Consider the following 25403-nt stretch of genomic DNA (forward strand, 5'->3'; position numbering starts at 1 on the left):
AATAAAATGTTGATATTATTCATTATTTTTGGCAATTATAAAACATATTTGAGCTTTTAAAATATAATTCAAAATATGAAATATAAAGAAAAAGAGATCGATTTGAATGTAAGTAATTCTATTTTACAAAATGAGTTAAAAAACACAGCAAGTGATTCAATGATATATGAAAGTTTTTTTTCAAACCTAAGACTAGTTCATGTTGATGAGAATCATGCATATGTTAAGACTTCGCCTTCATTGATTGATTATATTAAGACGAACCATTTTCAAACTATTCAAAGGGCAATTGTAAATACTCTGGATAAAAAAATTATTTTGATTTTAATATCTTCACTTGATGAAATTGGACCAATAGTGGATAAAAATAAAACCCAAAGTTTTATTAATAATTCAAAAATAAGCAATGTAAAAAAAGATTTAACTTTTAAAAATTATGCAACAGGTAATTTTAATAAAATGGCTCTAAAAGCTGCAAAGAAAATTTGTACTGAATATGATGATATTTCTAATCCATTATTTATTCACTCTAATAGTGGTTTAGGAAAAACACATTTATTACATGCAATTGGAAATGAATTAACAAAACAAAATAAAAATTGCTTATATATTAATCCTGATAATTTAACTAGAAGATTAGTGGAACAACTTAAATCAAAAAATCAAGAACAAATAAATAAAATAGTTGATGAATTAACATCTTATGATTGTTTAATGTTTGATGATGTTCAACAATATGGAAATAAAGAAAGTACTTTAAATGTTTTGTTTAATATCATTAATACAATGAAAACAAATAATAAACAAATTATTTTTTGTGCAGATAAAGATCCATCTTATCTTGGAGGATTTGAACAAAGATTTATAACAAGATTTCAAGGTGGATTAATAATTGAAATTAATAATTTGCAAATGGATGATGTTATTTCTATTTTAAAATTTAAGTTATCTGAAAATAACATTAACCCCGAATTATGGGAAGATGAGTCCTTAAGATATATAGCTCGAAATTTTTCAACTTCAATAAGAGCTATAGAAGGAGCTATTAGTAGAATAAAATTATTTTCTGAAGGAGATGATTTCTTTACTTATGATATAAGAACTATTCAAAATATTTTTAAAAATGTAACCAAAGCAGAAGAAAGCATTACGCCAGAAAAAGTAATAGAAACAGTATGTAAATATTACGGAATTGAAAAGAAAAAGATAAAAAGTATCAGTAGAGCTCAAGAAATTGTTATTCCTCGTAAAATAGCTATTTATTTAATAAGAAACAATTTTAGCTTTACTTTAAAAGAAATAGGAAAAATGGTTGGAGATCAAGCTCATTCAACTGTGATAGCTTCTTTAAATTGAATTGAATCTAATTTAAAAAGTAATTCAACTTTAAAAATGGCAATAGAAAAAATACAAGATTCTTTAAAGAAGATTGTTTAAGGAGAAAAAAATGGAATTAAAAATTAATAAATTATTATTAGATAATGCAATAGAAAAAGTAGCAAAAGCAATAGATCCTAATCCTTTTATACCTGAATTAAAGGGGATTTTGTTAAATGCTGAAGGAAATAAAATAACTTTAATTGGTTCAAACGGAGCAATAAGTATTAAGCATGAAATTCTTGCAAGTATGGATGCAGAAATTATTGTTCCTGGTTCAATTTTGGTAGATCTTTCTTTATTTAGAAATATAATTAAAAAATTAGATAACGATATTGTTTTGAAGGCTCAAGAAAACACTTTAGAAGTGTTGACTGAAAATGATAGATTTAGTTTAAATTTATATAATGCTTATGAATATCCCCCTATAGATTTTTCAATTTATGGTGATCAAGTTAAGGTTAATTGAAATACTTTAAAAAATATTGTGCGAAATGTAGGAGTAGCTGCGTCAACCTTAGAAACAAATATTATATTATGTTGTATAAATATGTCGGCACAAAATAAAAAATTAAAATTTGTAGCAACTGATAAATATCGTTATGCAGAAGAAGTATTAGATATAGAAGATGATGTTAACTTTAATATTTCAATATTAGCCAAAAATTTAAAAGATATTTTAAACTTTGAATACAATGGCGATGTTGTTCTAAATATTTCAGATCAAAAAGTTTTGTTTGAAATAGATGGAACAATTATTGAATCTAAAGTTGTAGATCAAGTGTATTTAGATGTTTCTAAAATAATACCTAAAAATTTTGCTTATACTTTAGTAATTAATAAAAGAGAATTAAATAATTTATTAAATAAAGCTTCTGTTATTATTAGTGAAAATTATAATAAAATAAGACTTCATATTCAAGATCAGGTTTTGACGATTTCTTCAACTAGAGAAGAAATTGCTAATGCAGAAATTAAGTCACAAAAATTTAGTTATAGTGATACAGAATTAAAATTAGCTTTAAACTCAAGATTCTTGAAGGATGCAATTCAAAGTTTTGAAGAAGAAATAACCTTATCATTTACAGCCGATAAAATGAGAATTGTTATAACATCTGAATCTAATCCTAATTTATATCATTTAATAACTCCACAAAGAGGTTTCTAATGAAAGTAGAAATAACAGGAGAAGAGATAAAATTAGGGCAATTTCTAAAAAAAGTCGGAATATGTAGAACTGGTGGGATGGTTAAATTCTTTTTAAATGTGCACAAAGTAAAAATCAACGACCGTGTACCTGAAGGTAGAAATGCAAAAATTAGGGTTGGTGATACAGTTTGGGTTGATGACGAGTTGTTTATAATTAAAGCCGCACAACAAAAATAATAAAAAATTAAAAAAAAATTAATTTAATATAAAATATTAACATACTATTTACAAATAATTAAGGAGAAAATATGCCAGGAAGAGATCAATTAACAGGTCAAAAATCTTTAAGCGGAAACAAAAGATCGCACGCTTTAAATACTTCAAAAAGAACATTTGACCTTAACTTGCAAAAAGTAACTGTTTTAACTGAAAACGGATCTAAAAAAACTGTTAGAGTAACTGCAAAAAATGCTAGAACTTTAAAAAAATACGGTTTAGTAGCTTAATAATTCGAATGATATAATATAAAGTGGTTATAATTTCCACTTTTTATTTTTTATTTCTATAGTGATAAAACTTTTTAAATTTAGTAATATATAATATTAATATTATTATTTTAGTCTGGAGTAAATTTATGTTATTAATACTATTTGCTGAAAAGCAAGAAAGTGAGTCTTTTTTATCTCACGTTGAAATAATTAATGAATATATTTTTGATAACAGCTTTTCAAGTTATCAAAATATTTTATTGTGCAAATATAAAAATAAAAAGTTTTATGTAGCACATATGGGAGTAGGGAAAGTTAATAGTTCATTATTTTTATCAAGACTACTAAACATTAAAGATTTTAAAATAAGTGAAATTTTAAATATTGGAGCTTCGGGCGGACTAAAGAAAACAAAAGTAGGAGAAGCATTTTTAGTTCAAAAAAGTTATTACTATGATGTAGATTTAACTTGTTTAAAAAATTATAAGCTTGGGCAACTACCTAACAATGTAATTGAATTTAAAACCAACGATAATTTAAATTTAAAATTTCAAAAAATATTAAATTTAGAATTGACTAACAATGTTTCTGCTGATAAATTTTTTACAATTAGTGATGCTAAAAATATAGAAAAAAATTTTAATAATATTAAAACTATGGATATGGAGGCTACGGCTTTAATTCATACTGCAGATTTTTATAATATGCCAATTTCTATTATTAAGGTTATTTCTGACAATATTACAATTGAAGACAACGATAAAGACTATAGAAATAATACGTTAATAGTTAGTGCAAGAATTAATGATTTATTATTAAACATTTTGGAAAGGTTAAATTAATGAAATATATAGATATACATACACACCCATTTAAAGAATACTATGATAATCCTCTTTGTGTTGTTCGAGAATGAAAAAACATGAATATGGATTTTATGTTTGTTAATGGCACTTCGAAAGAAGATTGTGTTGAACTAATTGATTTATGTGCCAAACAAGATTATTTATATCCTATAATTGGAATACATCCAACTTTATCAGAAGGAAAAAAAGATGGCAATTTCTTGGAGACAATTATTACTAAGGAAGTTATTGGAATAGGCGAAGTTGGTTTGGATTATCATTATGATGATTCTCCTTCTAAAGAAATTCAAAAAGAAGGGTTTATTTCACAAATAGAGGTTGCAAAAAAACATAACGTTGTAGTTGTTATGCATATTAGAGATGCTTTAGATGATGCTTATAAAATAATTTCATTACCTAAATATAAAGATGTCAAATTTGTTTTTCACTCTTATAGTGGTGATAAAGAATTTACCAAAAAATGTTTAAAACATGATAATTTCTTTTTTTCATTTTCAGGAGTAGTAACTTTTAAAAATGCTAAAAGCCTTCAAGAATCTTGCTTAGAAGTGCCTATTGATAGAATATTTTGCGAAACTGACACTCCTTATCTAGCTCCAATGCCAATGAGAGGAAGACCTAACATAAGTCCTTATGTTGAACATACTTATAAATATATTGCCAATTTAAAACAAATTGATGAAGAAGTTTTAGTAAAACAAATTAGAAAAAATGTTAAGAAAGTTTTTGGTGTGTAATGGCAAAAATCAGAGCAAAAAAATCTTTTGGTCAAAATTTTTTAATTAATAAACAAATTCAAGAAAAAATTGTTTCTTTGGCTAATGTAGAAAATAAAAATGTAATAGAAATAGGGCCTGGTATGGGTGCTATTACAGATTTTTTGATTTCTAAAGTATCTAGTTTGAAGGCTTATGAATTAGATAAAGAATTATGAGAATATTTGAATAAAAAAAATTATCCAAAAAATATTCAAATTGTTAATGAGGATTTTTTAGAAGCCAACATTAATTTTATTGAAGATAGCAAAGTAACTATTATTGGCAATATTCCTTACAACATAACTTCTCCAATAATTTTTAAATTGTTAGATAATTATTTAAAAATTGAATCAGCAACCTTGATGATACAAAAAGAAGTAGCTGAAAGAATTTTGGCTATACCAAATTCTAAAGTATATGGAAAATTATCGGTAACTTTACAAATATTTAGTAATATAAAAAAATTATTAGATGTAAAAGCTTCACAATTTAATCCTCAACCAAAAGTAGATTCAACTGTAATTAAAATTGAATTCATTCAACCCAATGATTTTTTAAAGAAAAACGCTAAGGAAATTGTTAAGTTTATTGCTCTATGTTTTCAATTCAAAAGAAAAACTTTATTCAATAATTTGAACACTAATTTTTCAAAAGAAAAAATATTGCATTCTTTTCAAGAATTAAATTTCGATTCCAAAATTAGAGCAGAAAATTTGAATAAAAACGATTTTATAAATTTATTTAAAGAGTTAAATTAAACTCGGCTTTTTTAAGCTTTCAAATTAATTAATATTTTAAAATTAAATTATATTTTTGATTTTTATAAAAAAATTGTTTTTTTGTTTAACAAAAATAAAAAAAATATTATAATAATATAGCATTTAACAAAAACCACCTTGCCCAGGTGGCGGAATGGTAGACGCTACGGACTTAAAATCCGTTGGCTGTAATGGCCGTGCTGGTTCAAGTCCAGTTCTGGGCACCATGTTATGCGCCCTTAGCTCAGAAGGTAGAGCAAATGGCTTTTAACCATTGGGTCAGAGGTTCGAATCCTCTAGGGCGTACCATTTCAGGAAACTGACTAAAAATATAGGAGAAAAACTCCTATATTCCTTAAATGAAATATCAAGTGCAACACATAATTGTGCTTGATGTTTTTATTATATATTTAAAATTTTAAAGTTTGTAAAAATATATGTTTTTTTTGTTTTTATGTATTTTTTAAACAATTTAAATAAACAAAAAACACCGTTTATTCGGTAGAAATAAATTCTAATTTATTTATTTGTTAATTATTAGCTTAGATGTAATTTTCTTTTAAAAATAGTTCTTTTGAAGATTTTCAACCAAGTATTTCTCTTGGCATTTCATTTATTTTATTTGAAATATTTTGTAACGTTTCAATGTTGATTGTATTAAAGTTAAAACCTTTTTTATATTCCCTTCTAATTAAACCATTTCAATTTTCATTTGAACCACGTTGAAATGATGCATAAGGTTCAGCTCGATAAATTTTTATTTTTAATCATTTGGCTAATATTCCTATTTTTTCAAATTCTATACCATTGTCAATTGTTATACTTTTAACAATTAAACTATTTTCTTTTATTAGCTTGCGTAGTTGAGTATTAATTTCATAACCTGATTTACTTAAAACAAATGTTGCAAAGCCTATTCTTGTTTTTCGTTCTGTTAAAGTTAAAATATTTCTGAAACCAGTGCTGCGCTTGCCAATTACTAGATCAGCTTCTCAATGACCATATTCTTGTCTTAAATCTACAGATTTAGGTCTAGTTCAAATCGGAAAAACATAGCTAGCGCTTGTAACTAATCTGCTTACAACTGAAGCTGTTCGTTTGCCGCCCTTTTTATAAAAACTCCTTAATCTATTATGTTTTTTAATTGTTCATTGATTGCTTTTTATCCAATTAAAAACAGTTCTTAGTGATGGTAATTTAATTTTAAAATTAGTTTTAATATAGTGATATGTTGATTTTATACCAAAAAACTTTTTGTCATATTTTTGAATAAAAATGTTAGTAAATTCTTTATAGCTAAAATTAACATTAAATCTAAACATATATTTATGAGAATGTCTTTTAAACGATTTTATATTTGCTGCACAAGAATCATAATTTCCAGTTAAATCAAGATTTCTTTTTATTTCTCTAGAAATGGTTGAAGGACTTCTGCGTAATCGTCTAGCAATTTTTCGTATTGAATAGCCATTATCCATTAATTTTTTGATAAAAAATCTTTCTTCATAAGAAATGTGAAAATATTTTTTAAATGCTTTATAATTCATATTAGGTCTCCTTAGGTGTTTTTTGTGAGGCCTTTTTTTATTTTTTTAAGTAGAAAAAAATTCAAGCAGCCTCACACTAATATTTTATCAATAAAGTGTTGCACTTGAATTTTCAATTCAGCAAGTGAGGCAATTAACCTCACTTTTAAAATTATTTTTTAAGCTTTTTTTCCTCTCGACATTCCAATGCAAGAAGCAATAAATGTAAATATTGACATTGGTATAAATGCCCCTAATACATATAAAACTCCAACTGAATAATGATTATTTTTGAAACCATCTACAGCTCCAATAATAATATATATAAAAAGTATAATATGTAAAAGTGCTGCTAATGAAAATAAAGCAATTATTGAACTAGCTATTGCCACACCTTTAGATTTCATTAAATTTCAAAAATTTTCAGTACTTAGCTTTATATTCTTCGTATCAACTGTAAAAGAAGACCCTTTAATAACAAGTGAATACAATAAAACTCCTGCTATTACTACTAAAATTGAAATAAAAATCATTAATAAAAAATTTGTAAGATGTATTTTTTTATTCATGTTTTTTTTCCTTCCGTTAGCATAAATAATTAATTTAGTATTATGCTTTTTTTAATTTTTATAAGTATTAATATAAATTCAATACCCAATACAATTTTACATTTTTAATAACAAAAAAAATATTAAATGTTAAATACAATAGAATTTTTAATTATTTTTATAGGCAATTAAGCACAAAAAAAGAATTTTTTTAAGTTTTATCATTTAATTTAAAAAATTAGCACTCTTTTTTTCAAAGTGCTAAAAATTGTGCTAAAATATTCTTGTAAACTAATTAAATGTGGTTTAAAAATTAAAAATATTTAATATAAATAAAACAAATTTTTAAAGGAGAAAAAATGACAAAGGAAATTATTTTAGGTATTGACTTAGGAACAACCAACTCAGCAGTTTCTATTGTTGAAAATGGACAACCTAAAGTTTTAGAAAATCCAAATGGAAAAAGAACTACACCTTCTGTAGTGGCTTTTAAAAATAATGAAAGAATAGTTGGAGAGGCGGCTAAAAGACAATTAGAAACTAACCCAGATAGTATATCATCAATTAAAAGATTAATGGGTAGTTCAGAAACAGTAAAAATAAATAAAAAAGAATATAAACCAGAAGAAATAAGTGCTATGGTTCTTTCTTATATGAAGGAATATGCTGAAAAGAAAATTGGATCAACAGTTAAAAAAGCAGTAATTACAGTACCAGCATATTTTGATAATGCACAACGTGAAGCAACAAAAAATGCGGGTATTATTGCTGGTTTAGATGTAGTAAGAATTATTAATGAACCTACTGCTGCAGCTTTAGCTTTTGGACTAGATAAATCAAAAGATGAAAATCATAAAATTTTAGTATTTGACTTAGGTGGAGGTACTTTTGACGTTTCTATTTTAGAAATGGAAAATGGAACTTTTGAAGTATTGTCAACTTCGGGTGATAATCATTTAGGTGGTGATGATTGAGATCACAGAATAGTAGATTGATTGATTGAAAAAATAAAAAATAAATATAACTTTAATGCTGAAAATGACAAAATGGCAATGGCTAGATTAAAAGAAGAAGCCGAAAGAGCAAAAATAGCACTTTCTGAATCTATGGTTGCAAATATTTCATTACCATTTTTAGCTATGAATGAAAATGGTCCAATTAATGTTGAACTAGAATTAAAAAGATCTGAATTCGAGGCAATGACTTCTGATTTATTAGAAAAAACCAAAAAACCATTACTAGACGCATTAAGTCAAGCAAAATTAAGCTGAAACGATATTACAGAAGTCTTGTTAGTGGGTGGATCAACAAGAATGCCAGCTGTTCAAAAAATAGTATCAGAAGTAACCGGTAAAAAACCAAATAATTCAATTAATCCTGATGAAGTAGTTAGTGTTGGGGCCGCTATACAAGGCGCAATATTAGCCGGAGACATTCAAGATGTTTTATTATTAGATGTTACTCCATTAACTTTAGGAATAGTCGTAGAAGGAGATATAGTTGCTCCATTAATTCCAAGAAATACAACAATTCCTGTAACTAGAAGCCAAATATTTTCAACAGCTGCTGATAACCAAACTTCAGTTTCTATTGTTGTTACACAAGGCGAAAGACAAATGGCCCAAGATAATAAATTTTTAGGAAGATTTGATTTAACAGGAATACAACCTGCTCCAAGAGGCATTCCTCAAATTGAAGTAAGTTTTTCAATTGATGTCAATGGTATAACCAAGGTTACAGCAAAAGACAAAAAAACTAATCAAGAACAAAGTATAACTATACAAAATACTTCATCTTTATCTAAAGAAGATGTAGAAAAAATGGTTCAAGAAGCAGAATTAAATAGAGAAGCAGATAAGAAAAAACGCCATGAAGTAGAAATTACAGTTAGAGCAGAACAATTAATTCATGAATTAGATAAAACATTAAATTCAGAAGAAGCTAAAAAACTTCCCGAAACTCAACTAGCAGAAGTTAAAAAAGAAAAAGAAGAAATTGAAAAATTACTAAATGATAAAGATTATGATAATTTAGAAAAAAAAGTTAATGAATTCGAACAAAAAATGCAACAAGCCATGGAATTTATGAAAAAACAACAACAATCTCAAAATAAAGAAAAAACAGAAGATAAAGATAATCAAACAAATTAATAATATTAAAGTTATCAAACACAATCATAAAAAGGTTGTGTTTTTTTCATTTAAATAAAAACAGAGAGAAGAATAATTTAACATAAAAAATAAAATTATAATATAAAAAAAATTGATTATTTATGTTATTTATGCTATAATTTTTTTAATATTTAAACAAAAGAAAGGTAGTGCTTTTATGAAAACATCAGCTTTAAAATATTCAAGATTTGCTTTTAATAATGTATTTAAGAAAAAAAGTTCAATTATTATTCCTTCTTTATTAATTGGCCTATCACTAATTATGGGATTAATTTTTAGATTTACTATTGATCACAAATACTTTAATTTAACAACATATATATATATTTTTTTTGTATTAGTAGCTACAGTTATTTTTTCTTCAATAAAGGCCTTAAACATTTTTAAAGATTTTGAACAAGAGGGAATGGAAATAGTCAGTTTATCTAAACCTATATCGAGAAATAATTTAGTTTTAGGTAAATTAATAACTTTAATTTATTTTGGTTTAATTTGAGCAATTGTTTCATCTTTATCATCTTTATTGTTTTTAAATGGTTTTTTTAATGCAAGGCTTTTATTTACTTATTCAGGGTTATTTTTAATAGTAGTATTTTGTACTTATATGTTTATCGGATTAATTACTGCTTTAATAGGATATAAATTAAATCAAAAATTTGCAATAACAATTCCTTTAGCTTTATTTATTCCATTAGCTTTAGGCGGATCTTTATTATCTGCTAATGCAACATCCAATGCTAATAACGCTGCATATTATATAAATACTAAATATCCATATCATCTTTCTGGAAATGAAGCGAACGTTGAACCTTTTTTTATTAATAATAAAAAAGATGAATTAATTTTAATTCCCAATGGCTTGCAAAATGATAAATTTAGTAAAAAACAAATTGAATATCTTGAAGAAGTTATGAATATATCTAATAAATCATCAAGTGAATGGCAAATATATTCATGATTATCTACACCTTATCAATTATTAGATATATTTAATTTTAATAATAATAATGTATTTGAAGTTCTTTCAAAAAATAAATTTACAAATCAAAATAATTATATTTATTACAACGGCTTAGATGACATTACTTATCAATACAAATTAGAAAAAAATGTTAACTGAAAAAAATATGATTCATCTAACTCCGGAATTCTAGAAAAAAGATATATTGTTCCTGGGCTTTTAAAATCTAATTCTATTATTCCAAATACTATTGGAACCAGCATAATATATGCAAGAGAAAATGCTTCTAACACAGATGTCGATTTTCCTGAAGACAGTGCTCAATTTTCAGCTGAAAATAATTTAGTAGGTAAATTGAATTGAAAATATGTATATGAAGCATTAAGGGATAAAAACTTTAATTTAGTAGCAAAAAGAATTATTGATAATATCGAACCCAAATTAACTAATAACAATCGCACTATTGCTCATAAAGAATTAATGAATGAAATTTCTATTTTAATTAATGATCTAAGCGATAATTCAATAATTTATGAATTAGAAAATTTTCATGTTACTATTTTTAATAAAAATTCAATAATAGAGAAAAAAATACAATCTGAAATTGAAAGAAAAATTTATATAGCAGTTGCTTTATTAAATTACATATATTTTAATAAACAAAATAGTTATATTTATGAATCTATGATAGTAAATCCTAATAAAATTAATGAATATGGCAATTCACAAATAGTTATTAATTTTGGTGGTTTTAAATATTTAATTGGTGGTTTTAGTTCATATGATAAAAAAGTAATAACTGTTCAAAGAGAAAAAATGGACACACATGGAAACGTGGAAAAAGATGGTGATGGCAAACCAATATTAATATCTAAAATTGTTTTAAGATATGATTTAACACCTTCTAATTCAAACTTCTTGTTTAAAGCAACAGAGGATGTTTATGCAATAAATAGATCTAAAAAAATTGTAAATAAAAATGTCTATTATGTTTTATGAATAATTTTAATATTAATTTTGTTTGTTTCGGTATTCTATCTATACAAAAGAAGGGACTATAAATAATTATGGAAAAAATTTTAGAAATAATCAACTTAAAAAAAATTTTCCCGAAAACTGATAGAGGAATAAAGGGAATAAATTTTAGTGTTAATAAAGGTGATTTTCATGCATTTATTGGGGAAAATGGTGCCGGTAAAACTACAACAATTAAATCAATTATCGGAGCTTATTGTAGGTATGATGGTTCAATAATAATAAACAACATAAATGTTAAAAATGCTGAAGCAAAATCTATTATTGGATATGTACCAGAAGTAGCCGTATTTCCAAAAGATTTTAGTGTTTTTGATTATTTATATAATCTTTCAATATTGTCAAACATTCCAAAAGAGGAAGCAAAAAACAAAATAAATGAATATTTAAAAAAATTTGGAATATTTGATTTATTAAAGGAAAGACCATACACTTTTTCATCTGGACAAAAGAAAAAAGTTTTATTAATACAAGCACTACTTCACAATCCTAAATTATTAATTTTAGATGAGCCCGCTGCAAATTTAGACCCAACTGCAAGGTATGAATTATTTTCTTTATTACAAAAATTAAATAAAGAAGGAATTACAATTGTTATTAGTTCACACGTTTTATCAGAAATTGATAAATATGTAAATTCAGTTACATTAATACATAATGGCAATATCTTATATACTGGCAAAAAAAATAAACCATTAGAAAGCTTATTCTATGAAAAAGTTATTTCTGTTTAGTATTTCTTTGATATTGCCATTAACAACTATAAGTTGTATAAATACAACGTCAAAAGAAAGAAAAGAAAAAAAAATTAGAGAATCTCTAAGCTCAAATTTATATATTAAAGAAATGTTAAATGTTTTTTCTAACAATGACATTAATAAAAAATCTATTTATGTTTCTCAACAAGAAAACAAATCTAATTCTAAAATTAATGAACTTAGATATGCTTTTGTTTTTTATCCGCCTTTTATAATTGATGCAATTAATAAAAACCCTGATTATAAATTTTTAGCTAAAAAAAGTAAAGATGCAATTCAAAAAACCCTTTCCCAAGATTGGTATTGGAGTTTAATGAATATAGATAAATTTAATTTTAATTTTAATCCTTATGGTGATAGATACAAGAATTTTAAAAAAGAGGAAGAGTGGTTTGAAAATGTTAAAAGAACTTTTGGTACTTTAATTATGAATATCAAAAACCCTCGTCCAGAAAAATTAATCAATATTCAATATAAAGAAAATTTAAAAGTGGCTCCCTTCAATGTTTATAGTGATAAAGAAATATATTATTTAGTTTATGATGGCAATAAAGCAATCAAAATATGAAAATACAAAGAAAACGGAGAAATTAAATACCAAATTGTTCCAGATTTATTAGTTTTTAACAATCCAAGCAATGAAAAATCAATAAATATTGAAAGCTTGCTAGAAAATTTGGAAAGCAAAATTTTTGAAAAAAGAATTAGTCATTTTGAAGCACAATACAAAAAAAACAAAGAAGATGCAAAAGCTTTTGGAGAAGAATTTAATGAAGAAGAATTTTTAAAAAGATATCTGGATAAGTTCTATATGAAATTTCAAGAAAAATTTCAATATAATGGTTTCCTTCATGAAGTTTTAAATGAAATCAATAAAGATTATTTAAAAGTATATCGTTTTAGTATGAGGTCAATTTATGAAAAAAAATAAAAATTTATTATTATTTTCTACAGCAATATCTATTCTACCAACTGCTTTGCTTTCAATTTCTTGTATTAACGATTCTTTAAATAAAAATTTAAAAAGACCAGATGGATTTGAAGTTATCAATAATCTTGATAATCCTGAAAAAGAAAAAACAGATAAAATTATTAATAATTTATTAAATATTAATTTTAGAAAAAATGAGTTTAAAAAAATAGAATTTATAAAATCTCAAAACCAAGAAGAAAAATTAAAAAAAGAAATAAAAGACATATCACAAAAATATAAAAAAAATTCAACAGAAGAAAACTTAAAGCTATTATTTAGTTTTTATTCAAAAAATTGACTTTTTATTTTAAAAAATATTAAAAATTTTGAATGAAGTTTTTTAGAATGGTGAAAGTTTCCCGAAACAGCAGAAGCAAAACATAGTCAAGAATTTATAAATAAACTTAATGATTTAGATGAACCAAAAAATGTTGCTTTTTTAAATAATAATTTAGATCAATTAAAAGAAGGCGATGAATCGAGCCATTCAAAAAATGGAATATTTTATCTAAAAAAAGAAAAATTTATTTTTAGGTTCATTATAAATAGCAATGGTAAAGGAATTAATTTTGATAAAATTATTTATTTTAATAAATCAAGAACTAAAAAAATATCTATTAGACTTATTTCAAATATTATTCATAATGGATTAATTCATAAAAATCAGCAAGGTTATGATGACTTTGAAAAAAATATTATAAATAATTACAGTTATCCATCTATAGGATTTTTATTAGCAAAGGATAAATAATGAAAAAAAATAAAATATTACTATTTAGTTCAATAGGTTCTTTATTAACTTTACCCATTATAACTATGTCATGCAATATAAAAATTGATTCAAAAAATGATAATGAAAAAAAAATAAATCTTCACAATATTGCAAATATAAATGATATTGAAGCAAAATGAAATAATTTTTTAAAATATGAATATATTAATAAATTATTAAATATAGCTTTTAAAGGAAATGAACAAAAAATTAATAATTATATTAATAAACAAAAAAATATAGATAATTCTTATTTTACAAATATAAAAGATTACTTATATTACAGCAGTAATACCACTTCGATTATTAAAAGCGATGATAAAAAAGGATTTTTTAGTAAAAAAGTTATTGGCAAAGAAAAGTATAGCCAATTACTAGATAATTTATACCAAGAAAACTGATTATGATTTTTATTTAATTTAAATAAATTTACTTTTGCTTATTTTCCTTCTTATAATCAGTTTGAGGCCCCTCTAGAAAAGCTAAGTGTGGACACTCAAAAAGATTCATTAGATTTAGGAGGTTTTAACCATCCAAAAACAAATGAAGCCATTCAATTTGTGGAACTTAAAGAACCTGATAACAGTTATCAAAAAAAATCAGAATTTTTTATTTTAACTAAACAGGGAATAATATTAAGATTAAGCATTACCACTAATTTTAAAGATGAAGATAATAATTTAATTCCTGAAGATCTTCAAAAAACTAAAATTTCTATTTTTACATATTCTTATATATATCCTTTAATATACCAAAATGAAACAAATTTAAAACGTTTTGATTTGTCTAATTATGTTCATGCCTGAAAACTTTTTTCTAAAGGCAATAGGACTAAAAAAATTTTATTTGATGATGATTTTGGCGGCGAACCCTTAAGATTTACAATTGTTGATATAGATACAAAATAAAAGCACTAACATTTGCAGTGCTTTTATTTTTTATTTTAATTTGTCTAATATTTCTTCTGCTGATTTTAATATTTTTTCCAAAGCATCGGCTGCTCTTTTATAATCTTCTTCTGTAATGTTTTTTGATTCTGAAATTTCTTTTTTGATTGCGCTAAAACCTTTTGCAATAATTTCTTTTTGATCTTTAGGAAGTTTTGAGTTTTGTATTTTATCCTCTAATTTTTTAACAAGGTTTTCATAGCGTTTTTGTTCTGGTTTGGTACAAGAAATAGCTGCCAAAGGCAAAGCTACTGTTGTCAACAAGCCTAGTGAAGAAATTCAAATTTTTTTTGTCTTTTTCATTCTGTTTCCTTTTTTTGTGTCTAAATACGCACACCTAAATTATAACTTAACTGTATTAAAAATAAAAGTTGTAATAAATAATTAAACAAAACATAGTTATTTTTTAAAAATTTTATTTCCTAATTTAATATATTCCTCTACCTTATAATCTAATATACTAAAAGCTTTTTCATATATGCTTTTATCATATATGTCAACTCCTGCTTCTTTTAATATAGCAGCAGGTCAATCCTTATCGCCTGCAGATAAAAATTTATTTACATAATTTTTAAGTGCATTTTCACCATCTTGTTTGTATTTTTGGAAAAATACATTTGCAACTATATATCCTAAGGCATATTTATAAACATAAAAATAATAATAAAAATGAGGCACAATAACACTATAAACATTTATTGCATCCCCAATTTTTGGTTCAACATCACTTATAGTATATTTTTTAGCTATATCAACATATAATTTTTCAATTTCTTCATATGAATTCAATGGCTCATCCTTGTCAATTCTATTATATAATTCATATTCATAATTTGATCATTGAGTTTGGCGCAAAACTGTTCCTATAAAGTCACCAATACTTTCATTTATTAAAAAGAATTTTTCTTCATCACTTTTTGCCTTTGATATTAGATAGTCATTTAATAATAATTCATTAAATATAGAAGCAATTTCGGCTAGAAAAATTGTATATTGACTTCTAAACACGCTTTGATTCTTATCTGAATAATAAGAATGCATTGAATGGCCCATTTCATGACATAGTGTATTTACAGAATTAATTGTATTATCTCAATTCATTAAAATATACTTTTTATTCAACCCGTAAGATTCACCGATTGAATAAGCTCCTGATCTTTTTGATGGTACATTCATATAATCAATTCATCTTTCATTTATTGCTTGTTCAACAATTTTAGGATATTCATAAGGCATAACTGAAGTTATTTTTTTTAATATATTTTGCCCTTCTTTGACAGTATATTTATTTTTTACTTTTACTAGGTCTACAGCCCCATCTCAAAGCTCAAACTTTTTATTAAATTTAATTTCAAAAAATTTCTTATGGGCTTTTCAATACTTTTGAAAAATATTTAAATTTTCTTGAACGCTAGAATAAATAATTTGTAATAAGGTTTTATCTACTTTATCTCCAGATAATATTGAATCTAATGACGAAGAATATTTTCTATGCAAAGCATTAACCGATATTTCTTTTATATGTTGGTAAAGCAATTTAGCTAAACTTTGTTTATGCTTTAAAAAACCACCAGCATAATTAAAATAAGTTTGTTTTCTAACTAACTCATCTTTATTTTTCATTAATTGAGGCCTGGTGCCTTCAGTAATTTCATATTTTTTGCCTCATTTATCATGAGCAAAACCATATTCTATTTCACTATCTGTCAATATTCCAAATATTTCTTCTACATTTGGATTACCATGAGCTGTACTAGTTAAATACAACTCTACATTATCATCTAATTTATGGTCTAATTCCTCCAATATTGCTTCCATATCTTTTTTTATTTCTTTTAAATCTGGTTTTTGAATTCAATTTTTTATTTTTTCTTTATTTTTTGCAATTCTATTTATTTCAGAACCAAAAAGTTTAGAATAATTGGCTTTTTCTGATTCAAATTCTGAAATTAATTTATTAACATTATGGCTAACTACATTTGTGTTTAATTTGTTTGATAAATAATTACTTATTTTATTCGATAAAATAATCATTTTTTCATCTAATTTAATTGATTTACAATATTTTTCAAAAGATTCATATTTTGAATCCTTAATTTCTATTTGTTGAGCAAACAAATTAAAATATTCTTTTTTTAATTCTTCGTAAGAATTGCTTCCTAGAATATCTTCTAAATCAAAACGATACTCTTGTTCTATATCTTCATATTTTTCATATTTTTTCATTTGTTCTCCTTTATTTATATAAAAAATAAGGCTAAATTAACCTTATTCAATATCTTGTTTGTCTAAGAAAATTAAGCTTTTAACTTCGCAATTCAATTTTTGTCTTGCATCAAAACCGTCCAATTCCATTAAAACAATAATTCTTAATATTTCAACTCCTTGATCGGTTAATAATTTTGTTATTGCTTGCAATGTTCCGCCAGTAGCCAAAACATCATCAATAATAACTGCCTTTTGCCCTGGCTTTACTAAACCTTTTTGAATTTCAAGTATTGATCTGCCATATTCCAAACCATATGCGCAACTAATCACTTCTCCAGGCAATTTACCTTTTTTTCTAACCATAATAAATGGTTTTGACAGTTTGGCTGCTACTGGGGTTCCAAACAAAAACCCTCTAGCATCTGGGCCTACAATAATATCAGCATCAGTTGCTCATTCGGCCATTTTATTAATTGTATAATTTAAAGCTTTCCCGTTCGCTAATAAAAGTGAAATGTCCTTAAATTTAACACCTGGCTCTGGAAAATCCATAACTGTTCTTATATATTTTTTTAATTCCATGACTTAAATATTATAAATAATTTTTAATTATTAAAAACACTATTGCAATTATATTATTAATTATCTAAATTTCCATTTATTCAATTCTAAATTAAATTAAATTTTTTATTGCTTGAATTCATCCATCAATTTCAGCAATTTTACCCTCGATATCAGCATCCTTTTTATGGTATTCATCTTCAATGCTTGCTCGTTTTTTAAGATCAACAAAATCTTTATAAATTTTTTCCAAAAATTCAACTGCTTCTTTAAGTTTTAAATGATCGATTCCGGCCTCATAAATTTTGTTTTTAGCTATATTATAACCATCAATAATAGAATTTCATTTACTAATAAAGCTTTGTTCTATTGCTTCTAATCTTTCGTGCGCTTTATTGATTATATTATTACTTCAATCTGAAAGTCATGCTTTCAATCTGCCCAACTCTGCATTTATTCTATACACAGTTTTATTGCTTTCAGTGTTATATTTATCATATAAAGCTTGAGCGCTTCTTCTTTCTTCAAGTAAAATATCAAGCTCTCTTTTAATAGAATCATATTTTCTACTATTTCATGCTTCGCTAAGATTATCAACTTTAATTTCTAAATTTGTATATGAATTTATTATTTCTTCAATAATTTGCATAGATCTTTCTTTTTCAAATTCAATTTGTTTTTTTATTTTTTTTATTTTTTCATCAATTTCAGTAATTTTATCCTCGATATCAGCATCCTTTTTATGGTATTCATCTTCAATGCTTGCTCGTTTTTTAAGATCAACAAAATCTTTATAAATTTTTTCCAAAAATTCAACTGCTTCTTTAAGTTTTAAATGATCGATTCCGGCCTCATAAATTTTGTTTTTAGCTATATTATAACCATCAATAATAGAATTTCATTTACTAATAAAGCTTTGTTCTATTGCTTCTAATCTTTCGTGCGCTTTATTGATTATATTATTACTTCAATCTGAAAGTCATGCTTTCAATCTGCCCAACTCTGCATTTATTCTATACACAGTTTTATTGCTTTCAGTGTTATATTTATCATATAAAGCTTGAGCGCTTCTTCTTTCTTCAAGTAAAATATCAAGCTCTCTTTTAATAGAATCATATTTTCTACTATTTCATGCTTCGCTAAGATTATCAACTTTAATTTCTAAATTTGTATATGAATTTATTATTTCTTCAATAATTTGCATAGATCTTTCTTTTTCAAATTCAATTTGTTTTTTTATTTTTTTTATTTTTTCATCAATTTCAGTAATTTTATCCTCGATATCAGCATCCTTTTTATGGTATTCATCTTCAATGCTTGCTCGTTTTTTAAGATCAACAAAATCTTTATAAATTTTTTCCAAAAATTCAACTGCTTCTTTAAGTTTTAAATGATCGATTCCGGCCTCATAAATTTTGTTTTTAGCTATATTATAACCATCAATAATAGAATTTCATTTACTAATAAAGCTTTGTTCTATTGCTTCTAATCTTTCGTGCGCTTTTTATTGATTATATTATTGGTTCAATTTGAAAGTCATGATTCCAATTTATCTAATTTTTCATTTATTTCCCTATTTTTTCTATTCTCTTTAGTATTGAATTTATCATATAAAGCCTGAGCACTTCTTCTTTCTTCAAGTAAAATATCAAGCTCTCTTTTAATAGAATCATATTTTCTACTATTTCATGCTTCGCTAAGATTATCAACTTTAATTTCTAAATTTGTATATGAATTTTTTACATCTTGTATAAGTTTTTTTATTTCGCTTTTTTTAATTTCAGTTTGTAATTTAGCTTTTAAATTTTTAATTAATAATTCGATATCAGCTATATCGGTTGTTATTTCCGAATCTATTTCATGGTATTCTTTTGCGTTTGCAGCAGTCTTGATTTGTTCTGCTTTATTTTGAGCTGTTTCTAAAGCGATAATAGCATCTTTTATTTTTTGAACATTATTTCCACTATCTTTTTCAAGATCTTTAGCAGTTTTATATTCTTCTTTCTTGAATTTAATATATAATGCATCATATTCTTCTTTTATGGCTTTTGCCTTATTTTTAGCATTTTGAATAGAGTTTTTTGAATCATTTAAAAGACTATTTAATTTATCTAATTGTTCTTTAATTCTAGGTATACCTTGATTTTTTGTATTATTATTGTTATCATATACACTTTTAGCACTAGTAATTGTTGTTTCTAAAGTCCCAATGTTTGAATTTATAGAATTATATTTATCTTTAGTATCAAGAGCGTCTTTTTTAGGTTTTAAATCTTTATATGCATCTTCTAAAGCCTTAATAACACCAGTAATTCTTTCTTCTTCTGATTTTTGAGCCTCTTCTAAAGTTTTATTAAGTCTTGTTAATTCTGTTTTTATATTATTTAATAAAGCTTCTGCTTCGGTAACTTTAGAAGAATAGTGTTTATTTGAAGCGTTAGTTTTTACCGCTGTGGTATCGGTTTGGATTTTTTCTAATTTTGTAATAACGCTTTGCAATTTAGAAATTTCTTTAGAGTTTAAAGCTTCTATAATTTCTAAATTAAGTGAAGCAAAAGCATCTTGTTGAACCTTTAAGGCATCAACAATTTCTCTTTTATTTCTTTCATTTTCCTCATTTAATGTTCTATAAGTTTCTGTTGATTGATCAGTTAAAGTTTTTAAATTATCCAAGGTGGTTTTTAAAACTGGATGTTTAGTATTTTTTTCAATATTTTCTGCATTATGTTTTGCAATTGCAGTAGTATTTTTTTGATTTAAATCAAGTAATTTTAAATCTAAATCATCAATGTTGCCTTGAGCATTTTTTGCTGCTTCCTTATATTGTTTTAATTCTACAATTATTCTATTTAATTCAGTTTTAAGAGCTTCTACTCTAGCATCTTCACCTTTTGCTTTTTCTAAGTCTTCTTTAATTTTTTCAATCTTTGTATTTATTTCATTAATTAAAGTTTGAGAATCTTCGACATATTTATTATATTTATTAACAGTTGCTAAATTTTTAGCAGCTTCTGCTTTTTGCAACGCCTCTTTTAGAGCATCTAAAGCAAATTGTAATTTAGTTGAATCTTCTCCTGCATTTTGAGCTAATGTAAACACATCTTGTTTTTTATTATTAGCTTCATTATAGCTATTTTCGGTAGCTTCTTTTTTAGTGTCTCTTTCTTGAGTTTTTGTTGTTTTAGTTTGTTGTGCTGCTTTAATAGTAGTATCTAGAGCATTTAGTTTTTCAGGAACAGAAACTTTATCTTTATATTTATCTTTATTATATTTATCATAGGTTAATGTAGCCTTAGTAATTTCTGTTTCTAATAATGGAAGTTTTGTAGTTAATTCATCAACACCTAATAAATTATTCACTTCTGAAACTAAATTTTGTAATACTAAAGTAGCATCTTCTATTTCTTTAGCAATTTTCCCATCTAATTTATCAGTAATTTCAGTTAATTTATTTGTAATTTCAATTAATTTATTTTCTGCTGTTTCTTTAGATTTTGAATCGCCTTTTTCATCCGCTTTATTTTTAGCTTGTTCTAAGGCTTGTTTTGCTTTTTCAAGAGCTTCTTTCGCTTCTTCTAATTTAGTTTTATCGGTTCCAGCATTGTCAGCTTTTTCAAGAGCATCTTTGGCTTTTTCTAATGCTTTATCTAGCGCTTCTTTAACTTCTTTTTCATTATTTTTTTGAATATCTTCTAAGTTTTTTTTGTAAGCATTATAGCCATTTAATTCAGCTTCTAAGGCATCTAATGCTTGTTTAAGTTCTAGAATTGATTGATTTTTGGCTATATTGTGTTCATTAAATTTAGATTGAGATAATCCGTGTTGAGCTTCCAATTTGGTAAGAGCTTCTTTTAATTTGTCTATATTATTTGAATTATTTGTAGCATCTTCTTTAGCGGTATGCAATTTATCTTTTGCTTCTTCTAATTCAGTTTTAACTTGCTCCATTCTATTAGTTTCAGCATTTAATTCATGATCTACTTCATCTTTTTTATCAGAAACATTTTTTAATAACTCTTTAGCTTTATCTGTTTGAGTTTTATAACCCTTAGGTTCAATTTCAGAAACTAAAGCTTCTAATTTAGTTTTTAAATCGTTAAGTTTTGATAATGATGATTGTAAGTCGTTTTTATTTTTATTTGAAATAGCACTATCAGCTTCATTTAATGAAGTTTGAGTTTCTATTTCTAAAGCTTTAACTTTATCTTCTATAGTTTTCTTAGAATTTGCAATTTCTGTTTCTTTAGTTTGTTTTAAAATTGTAGCTTCATCATATTTTTGTTTAAATGCTTTATATTCTGTTTTAACGTTTTGAGTTTTATCTATATCCGCTATGTTAGTATTAGGAGTTGCCTCTTGAATTTTTTGAATTAATTCATCTAATTTTTGTTGTTGTTCGTCTAAGCCTTGAGCATTATTAAGGTTTTGAATAGCTGCTTCTAATGATTGTTTTGAAGCTTGCAATTTTCTTTTCAACTCTTCAATTCTTAGTCTTTCTTGTTCGGCAGCACTTTCTAAAGCGGATTTTTTATTTCTTGCTTCTGTTAATTTTTGTTCAATTTGAGTTTTTAAATTTTGTGCCTTACTTTTTAATTCATCATATTGAATTTCAGTTGCTTTTTTAATCAATTTATTTATATTTTCTAAATCTTTTTCAAGTTTTGGTATAACTTGAGTTACTTTAGATAAATTATTCTTGTTTGTTTCAAATTCATTAGAATTTGTATCAAAAGAATTCTTGGCGTTATCAAATTGAGAATCAGCGTCTTTTCTTTCTTGAACAATTTCATCCTTACGATTTGAAATAGATGCTTTCTTATCGTTGGCATCATTTATTTTATTTTTTAAATTATCAAATTCTGTTTGATATTTAGCTTGATTAGATGCTAAATTATCTTTTGTTTCATTAGCTTTTTCTAAAGCCAATTTAATATTATCTAAGGCTTGAGTCGCTTTTTCTAAATTGTGTTTATTTTCTTCTTTTAAAGCTTCATTAACTTCATTTATAGCGGCTTCAAGATTACTAATTTCGTCATTTATCTTTTGTTTATTAACTTCTATATTTTTAGCTTCTTCTTCAGCAATTTTGTCTTTAACTTGTTGCTCTAAAACTTTAGCTTCATCTATTTTTTGTTTTAATTCTTCAGCTAAAGTAGACATGTTATTATCAGTAGCTTTATTTTTTGCTTCTTCTGCTTTTTGAATTGCATCTTTTAATTTATTTTGCGATTCTTTTAGGGCATCTAAATCATTATTTTTTAAAGCCTCGTTAGCAGCTTCAGTAGCTTCTTTTAGTGATTTTTTAGCTTCATTTGCTTCGGTAGTTATTTCTAATTCTTTATTTTCAATGTTTTGGATTGCTTCTTTGGCTTTATTAAATGCATCTTCTGCGGCATCAATTTTATTTTTTAAATTTTGATTATCTTCTGTTAATTTGGCTTTATCTTTATTTTTTTCATATAAAGTTTTGGCCTTGTTCATTTCAGTTTCTAAAGCATTTTTGGCATTTACGATCAAATTTTTATCATTTGAATTTAGTACATTAGTAGTAGAATCAATTTTTTCTTGCAAATCCTCTATTTGTTTTTTAATTTTTTGTTTTTCTTGTTCCAGTTGTTCATTTTCCAATTCAATTTTTTGTTTTTGGTTATTAATTAGTGTTGTTGCATTATTTACTTCTTGTAATTTTTGATCTAACTTATTAATATTTTCTGTATCATTTACATTTTGCGCTAATGTCTTAACATTTTCAAGTTCAGTTTTAGCTTTTGAAAGTTTTTCTAATGTTGAGCTTAAAATTACTAAATCTTCACTTTCTTTATTTGCATTTGCCTCAGAAATGGCAGCATCTGCTTTTTGAATAGCTGCTTTTACTTTTTTATCTAATTCATCTTTAGCGTTTTTTAATTCATTTAATCTCGTTTGGGAATCGATTGATTCTTGTTTTGCTTTTTCCAAAGCCGCTTTAAATGTATCATATTCTGCTTTGAAAGCATCTTTAGAAATATCATTTTTTAGTTGGTTATCTAAATCATTTGATTGTGAAATAATTGCATTAAGCTTTTGCAATGCTTCAGTTAACGAAGTAATATCTGTTTTAGTTTTTGTATTCAAGGTTTCTTGGTTTAATTTATTGGTGTTTTCAATTAAACTATTTTTAATTGCTTGAATTCTTTCTTTTTCTATTTTTAATTTTTCTTGAGTTTGTTTTAAAATGTCTGCAGCTCTATTGATTGCAGATTCTAATTCAGTTTTTAATTCATCTAATTTAGCTTTAATTAATTTTTCTTTAAGTTCATTTGCTTTTGTAATAGCTTCTTCTAAATGAGCTATTGCTAAATTCATTTCATTAATTGATTTTGCTTTCTTAGCTTCTTCTATTGCTTTGTTTAAAGCTTCAATAGCGGCGGTTGTTTCTTGTCTTAATTTTTGTTCTTCTTCTTGCTTTTGTTTCAATTTAGTATCAAGATCTTTTGTTTGATTTTTAAGTTCTTTTAAAGTTTCATCAATTGATTGCTTAATATCATTTAAATTTAATTCATTAGCTTTTTTAGAAGCTTCTTCTCCAATTTTGATAAGAGAATTAATATTGTCAATTGCTAATTTTAGTTCTTCTATTGATGAAGCATTTTTTGATTCTTCGATTGCTTTTTTTGCATCTTCTTTAAATTTATTAGCAAATTTCTTTAAATTCTCTTTTTCTTGTTCTAAAGTTTGAGAATTTAATTTATTTTTTAATTCTTTTACCGCTTCTTGTGCTTTATCAAGCGCTTCTTTTAATTGATTTGATAAATTAGTTTCATTAAATAAATCTAATTTTTCTTTAATAATATTCCCTGTGCCAATAAGAAGATTTAATGAATTTATAAATTCTTCAAATTCCGCTTTAATTAAAGCTCTTTTAGATTTTTCAACTTCACTATTAATTTTTTCAATTAACTTTTTGGCTTCATTTTTAACTTTTTCCACTTCTTTTAATTTTTCAGCTAATTTTGCTTTTCCTTGATCCAAAACATCCTTTGCTTTTTCAAGAGCAGACTCTAAAGCTTTTTTATCTTGACTTAAAGTGTCATGCTTATCTTTATTAGATTGAAGTTTTTGTAAGCTTTTGTTAATAATATCAATAGTATCAATTCCAAAGCCAACGTGTTTTTCTAATTTTTCAATTTGTTCTTTCAAATCTTCAATCGATAAAGATTTTTTAATATTGCTTGAACCTATATTTAATGCTTTGATTAGTTTTTCAATATATTTACGCAATTCTTTGTAATCTTTATCAACTGTTGCATCTCAAGTACTTGCTTTTGAATGTTCATTATCAGAAATATTGGTTTCTGGGTTTTGAATTTTTTGGTCTTTGTCTGTTCCGCTTCTTTTCTTGGCATATTTTGTTGCTATAATAGCAGCAATACCAGCTGAAACAGCCACCGCACTAAAAGTTGAGCCTAAAATAATGGCCATTTTTTTCTTTTTTGTTGTAATTTTCATTTTTTTCTCCTTGCACTTAATAAAAAAATAGATAATTTTAAAAATTATGATTTAAATAG

20 protein-coding genes and 2 tRNA genes are annotated in these 25403 nt (G+C 24.9%); 15 read left to right on the forward strand and 7 right to left on the reverse strand.

Annotated elements, in window-relative coordinates; all coding sequences use genetic code 4:
• Positions 1–75: 75 nt before the first annotated feature.
• From dnaA to DMC14_RS00045, 9 genes are all read left to right on the forward strand, one after another.
• Complete coding sequence (dnaA, locus tag DMC14_RS00005; protein ID WP_116171785.1) at positions 76–1437, forward strand: chromosomal replication initiator protein DnaA; 1362 nt, start codon at positions 76–78, stop codon at positions 1435–1437.
• A gap of 10 nt (positions 1438–1447) precedes the next feature.
• A complete protein-coding gene (gene dnaN, locus DMC14_RS00010) occupies positions 1448–2545 on the forward strand; it encodes a DNA polymerase III subunit beta (protein ID WP_116171786.1) in 1098 nt (365 codons plus the stop codon).
• Positions 2545–2763 (forward strand): RNA-binding S4 domain-containing protein, encoded by a 219-nt coding sequence (locus tag DMC14_RS00015; RefSeq protein ID WP_116171787.1) that lies wholly within the window; start codon positions 2545–2547, stop codon positions 2761–2763. Before dnaN ends, DMC14_RS00015 begins: the two co-directional genes overlap by 1 nt.
• Positions 2764–2834: 71 nt before the next feature.
• Positions 2835–3032, forward strand: coding sequence for a 50S ribosomal protein L28 (rpmB, locus tag DMC14_RS00020; protein ID WP_116171788.1), 198 nt, complete (start codon positions 2835–2837; stop codon positions 3030–3032).
• A 128-nt stretch (positions 3033–3160) separates the two neighbouring features.
• Positions 3161–3856, forward strand: coding sequence for a 5'-methylthioadenosine/S-adenosylhomocysteine nucleosidase (locus DMC14_RS00025; protein ID WP_116171789.1), 696 nt, complete (start codon positions 3161–3163; stop codon positions 3854–3856).
• Positions 3856–4617 carry a TatD family hydrolase gene (locus tag DMC14_RS00030; protein WP_116171790.1) on the forward strand — a complete coding sequence of 254 codons (762 nt, stop codon included), beginning with the start codon at positions 3856–3858 and terminating at the stop codon, positions 4615–4617. The genes DMC14_RS00025 and DMC14_RS00030 overlap by 1 nt, the downstream gene beginning before the upstream one ends.
• Positions 4617–5396 (forward strand): 16S rRNA (adenine(1518)-N(6)/adenine(1519)-N(6))-dimethyltransferase RsmA, encoded by a 780-nt coding sequence (rsmA, locus tag DMC14_RS00035; protein ID WP_116171791.1) that lies wholly within the window; start codon positions 4617–4619, stop codon positions 5394–5396. The genes DMC14_RS00030 and rsmA overlap by 1 nt, the downstream gene beginning before the upstream one ends.
• 140 nt (positions 5397–5536) lie before the next feature.
• A tRNA-Leu gene (locus tag DMC14_RS00040) sits at positions 5537–5623 on the forward strand.
• 6 nt (positions 5624–5629) lie between these two features.
• A tRNA-Lys gene (locus tag DMC14_RS00045) sits at positions 5630–5705 on the forward strand.
• Between the two features lie 233 nt (positions 5706–5938).
• Here the strand turns inward: DMC14_RS00045 and DMC14_RS00050 are convergent.
• Both DMC14_RS00050 and DMC14_RS05565 read right to left on the reverse strand, forming a co-directional pair.
• The gene (locus DMC14_RS00050; protein ID WP_127922957.1) at positions 5939–6943 is read right to left on the reverse strand and encodes an IS30 family transposase; all 1005 of its coding nucleotides are present in this window, start codon (positions 6941–6943) and stop codon (positions 5939–5941) included.
• Between the two features lie 158 nt (positions 6944–7101).
• Positions 7102–7491 (reverse strand): hypothetical protein, encoded by a 390-nt coding sequence (locus tag DMC14_RS05565; protein WP_116171812.1) that lies wholly within the window; start codon positions 7489–7491, stop codon positions 7102–7104.
• 338 nt (positions 7492–7829) lie between these two features.
• On the opposite strand from DMC14_RS05565, the gene dnaK reads away from it, so the two are divergent.
• The 6 genes from dnaK (at position 7830) to DMC14_RS00085 (ending at position 15048) form a co-directional block, all read left to right on the forward strand.
• Positions 7830–9620: a molecular chaperone DnaK gene (dnaK, locus tag DMC14_RS00060; protein ID WP_137412639.1), complete on the forward strand. Its 1791-nt coding sequence runs from the start codon at positions 7830–7832 to the stop codon at positions 9618–9620.
• A gap of 178 nt (positions 9621–9798) precedes the next feature.
• Entirely contained in the window at positions 9799–11667 is a 1869-nt protein-coding gene (locus DMC14_RS05570; protein WP_116171814.1) for an ABC transporter permease, read from the forward strand.
• A 2-nt stretch (positions 11668–11669) separates the two neighbouring features.
• A complete protein-coding gene (locus DMC14_RS00070; protein ID WP_116171815.1) occupies positions 11670–12371 on the forward strand; it encodes an ABC transporter ATP-binding protein in 702 nt (233 codons plus the stop codon).
• Positions 12349–13326 carry an aromatic motif membrane protein gene (locus DMC14_RS05575; protein ID WP_116171816.1) on the forward strand — a complete coding sequence of 326 codons (978 nt, stop codon included), beginning with the start codon at positions 12349–12351 and terminating at the stop codon, positions 13324–13326. Before DMC14_RS00070 ends, DMC14_RS05575 begins: the two co-directional genes overlap by 23 nt.
• Positions 13313–14119, forward strand: a complete 807-nt coding sequence (locus tag DMC14_RS00080; protein WP_116171817.1) for an aromatic motif membrane protein — start codon at positions 13313–13315, stop codon at positions 14117–14119. Before DMC14_RS05575 ends, DMC14_RS00080 begins: the two co-directional genes overlap by 14 nt.
• Complete coding sequence (locus DMC14_RS00085; RefSeq protein ID WP_116171818.1) at positions 14119–15048, forward strand: aromatic motif membrane protein; 930 nt, start codon at positions 14119–14121, stop codon at positions 15046–15048. Before DMC14_RS00080 ends, DMC14_RS00085 begins: the two co-directional genes overlap by 1 nt.
• A 30-nt stretch (positions 15049–15078) precedes the next feature.
• On the opposite strand, the gene DMC14_RS00090 is transcribed toward DMC14_RS00085, so the two are convergent.
• From DMC14_RS00090 to DMC14_RS00110, 5 genes are all read right to left on the reverse strand, one after another.
• On the reverse strand, positions 15079–15390 hold the full coding sequence (locus DMC14_RS00090; RefSeq protein ID WP_116171819.1) for a hypothetical protein: 312 nt from the start codon (positions 15388–15390) through the stop codon (positions 15079–15081).
• 96 nt (positions 15391–15486) lie between these two features.
• Positions 15487–17313 (reverse strand): oligoendopeptidase F, encoded by a 1827-nt coding sequence (pepF, locus tag DMC14_RS00095; protein ID WP_116171820.1) that lies wholly within the window; start codon positions 17311–17313, stop codon positions 15487–15489.
• Positions 17314–17355: 42 nt separating this feature from the next.
• Complete coding sequence (locus DMC14_RS00100) at positions 17356–17877, reverse strand: adenine phosphoribosyltransferase (protein WP_116171821.1); 522 nt, start codon at positions 17875–17877, stop codon at positions 17356–17358.
• A gap of 91 nt (positions 17878–17968) precedes the next feature.
• Positions 17969–19219 carry a coiled-coil domain-containing protein gene (locus DMC14_RS05580; RefSeq protein WP_137412640.1) on the reverse strand — a complete coding sequence of 417 codons (1251 nt, stop codon included), beginning with the start codon at positions 19217–19219 and terminating at the stop codon, positions 17969–17971.
• Positions 19220–19341: 122 nt separating this feature from the next.
• Positions 19342–25344 (reverse strand): coiled-coil domain-containing protein, encoded by a 6003-nt coding sequence (locus DMC14_RS00110; RefSeq protein ID WP_137412641.1) that lies wholly within the window; start codon positions 25342–25344, stop codon positions 19342–19344.
• Positions 25345–25403: the final 59 nt, after the last annotated feature.

Source organism: Metamycoplasma phocicerebrale, from assembly GCF_003383595.3.
Lineage (GTDB): Bacteria > Bacillota_I > Bacilli_A > Mycoplasmatales > Metamycoplasmataceae > Metamycoplasma > Metamycoplasma phocicerebrale.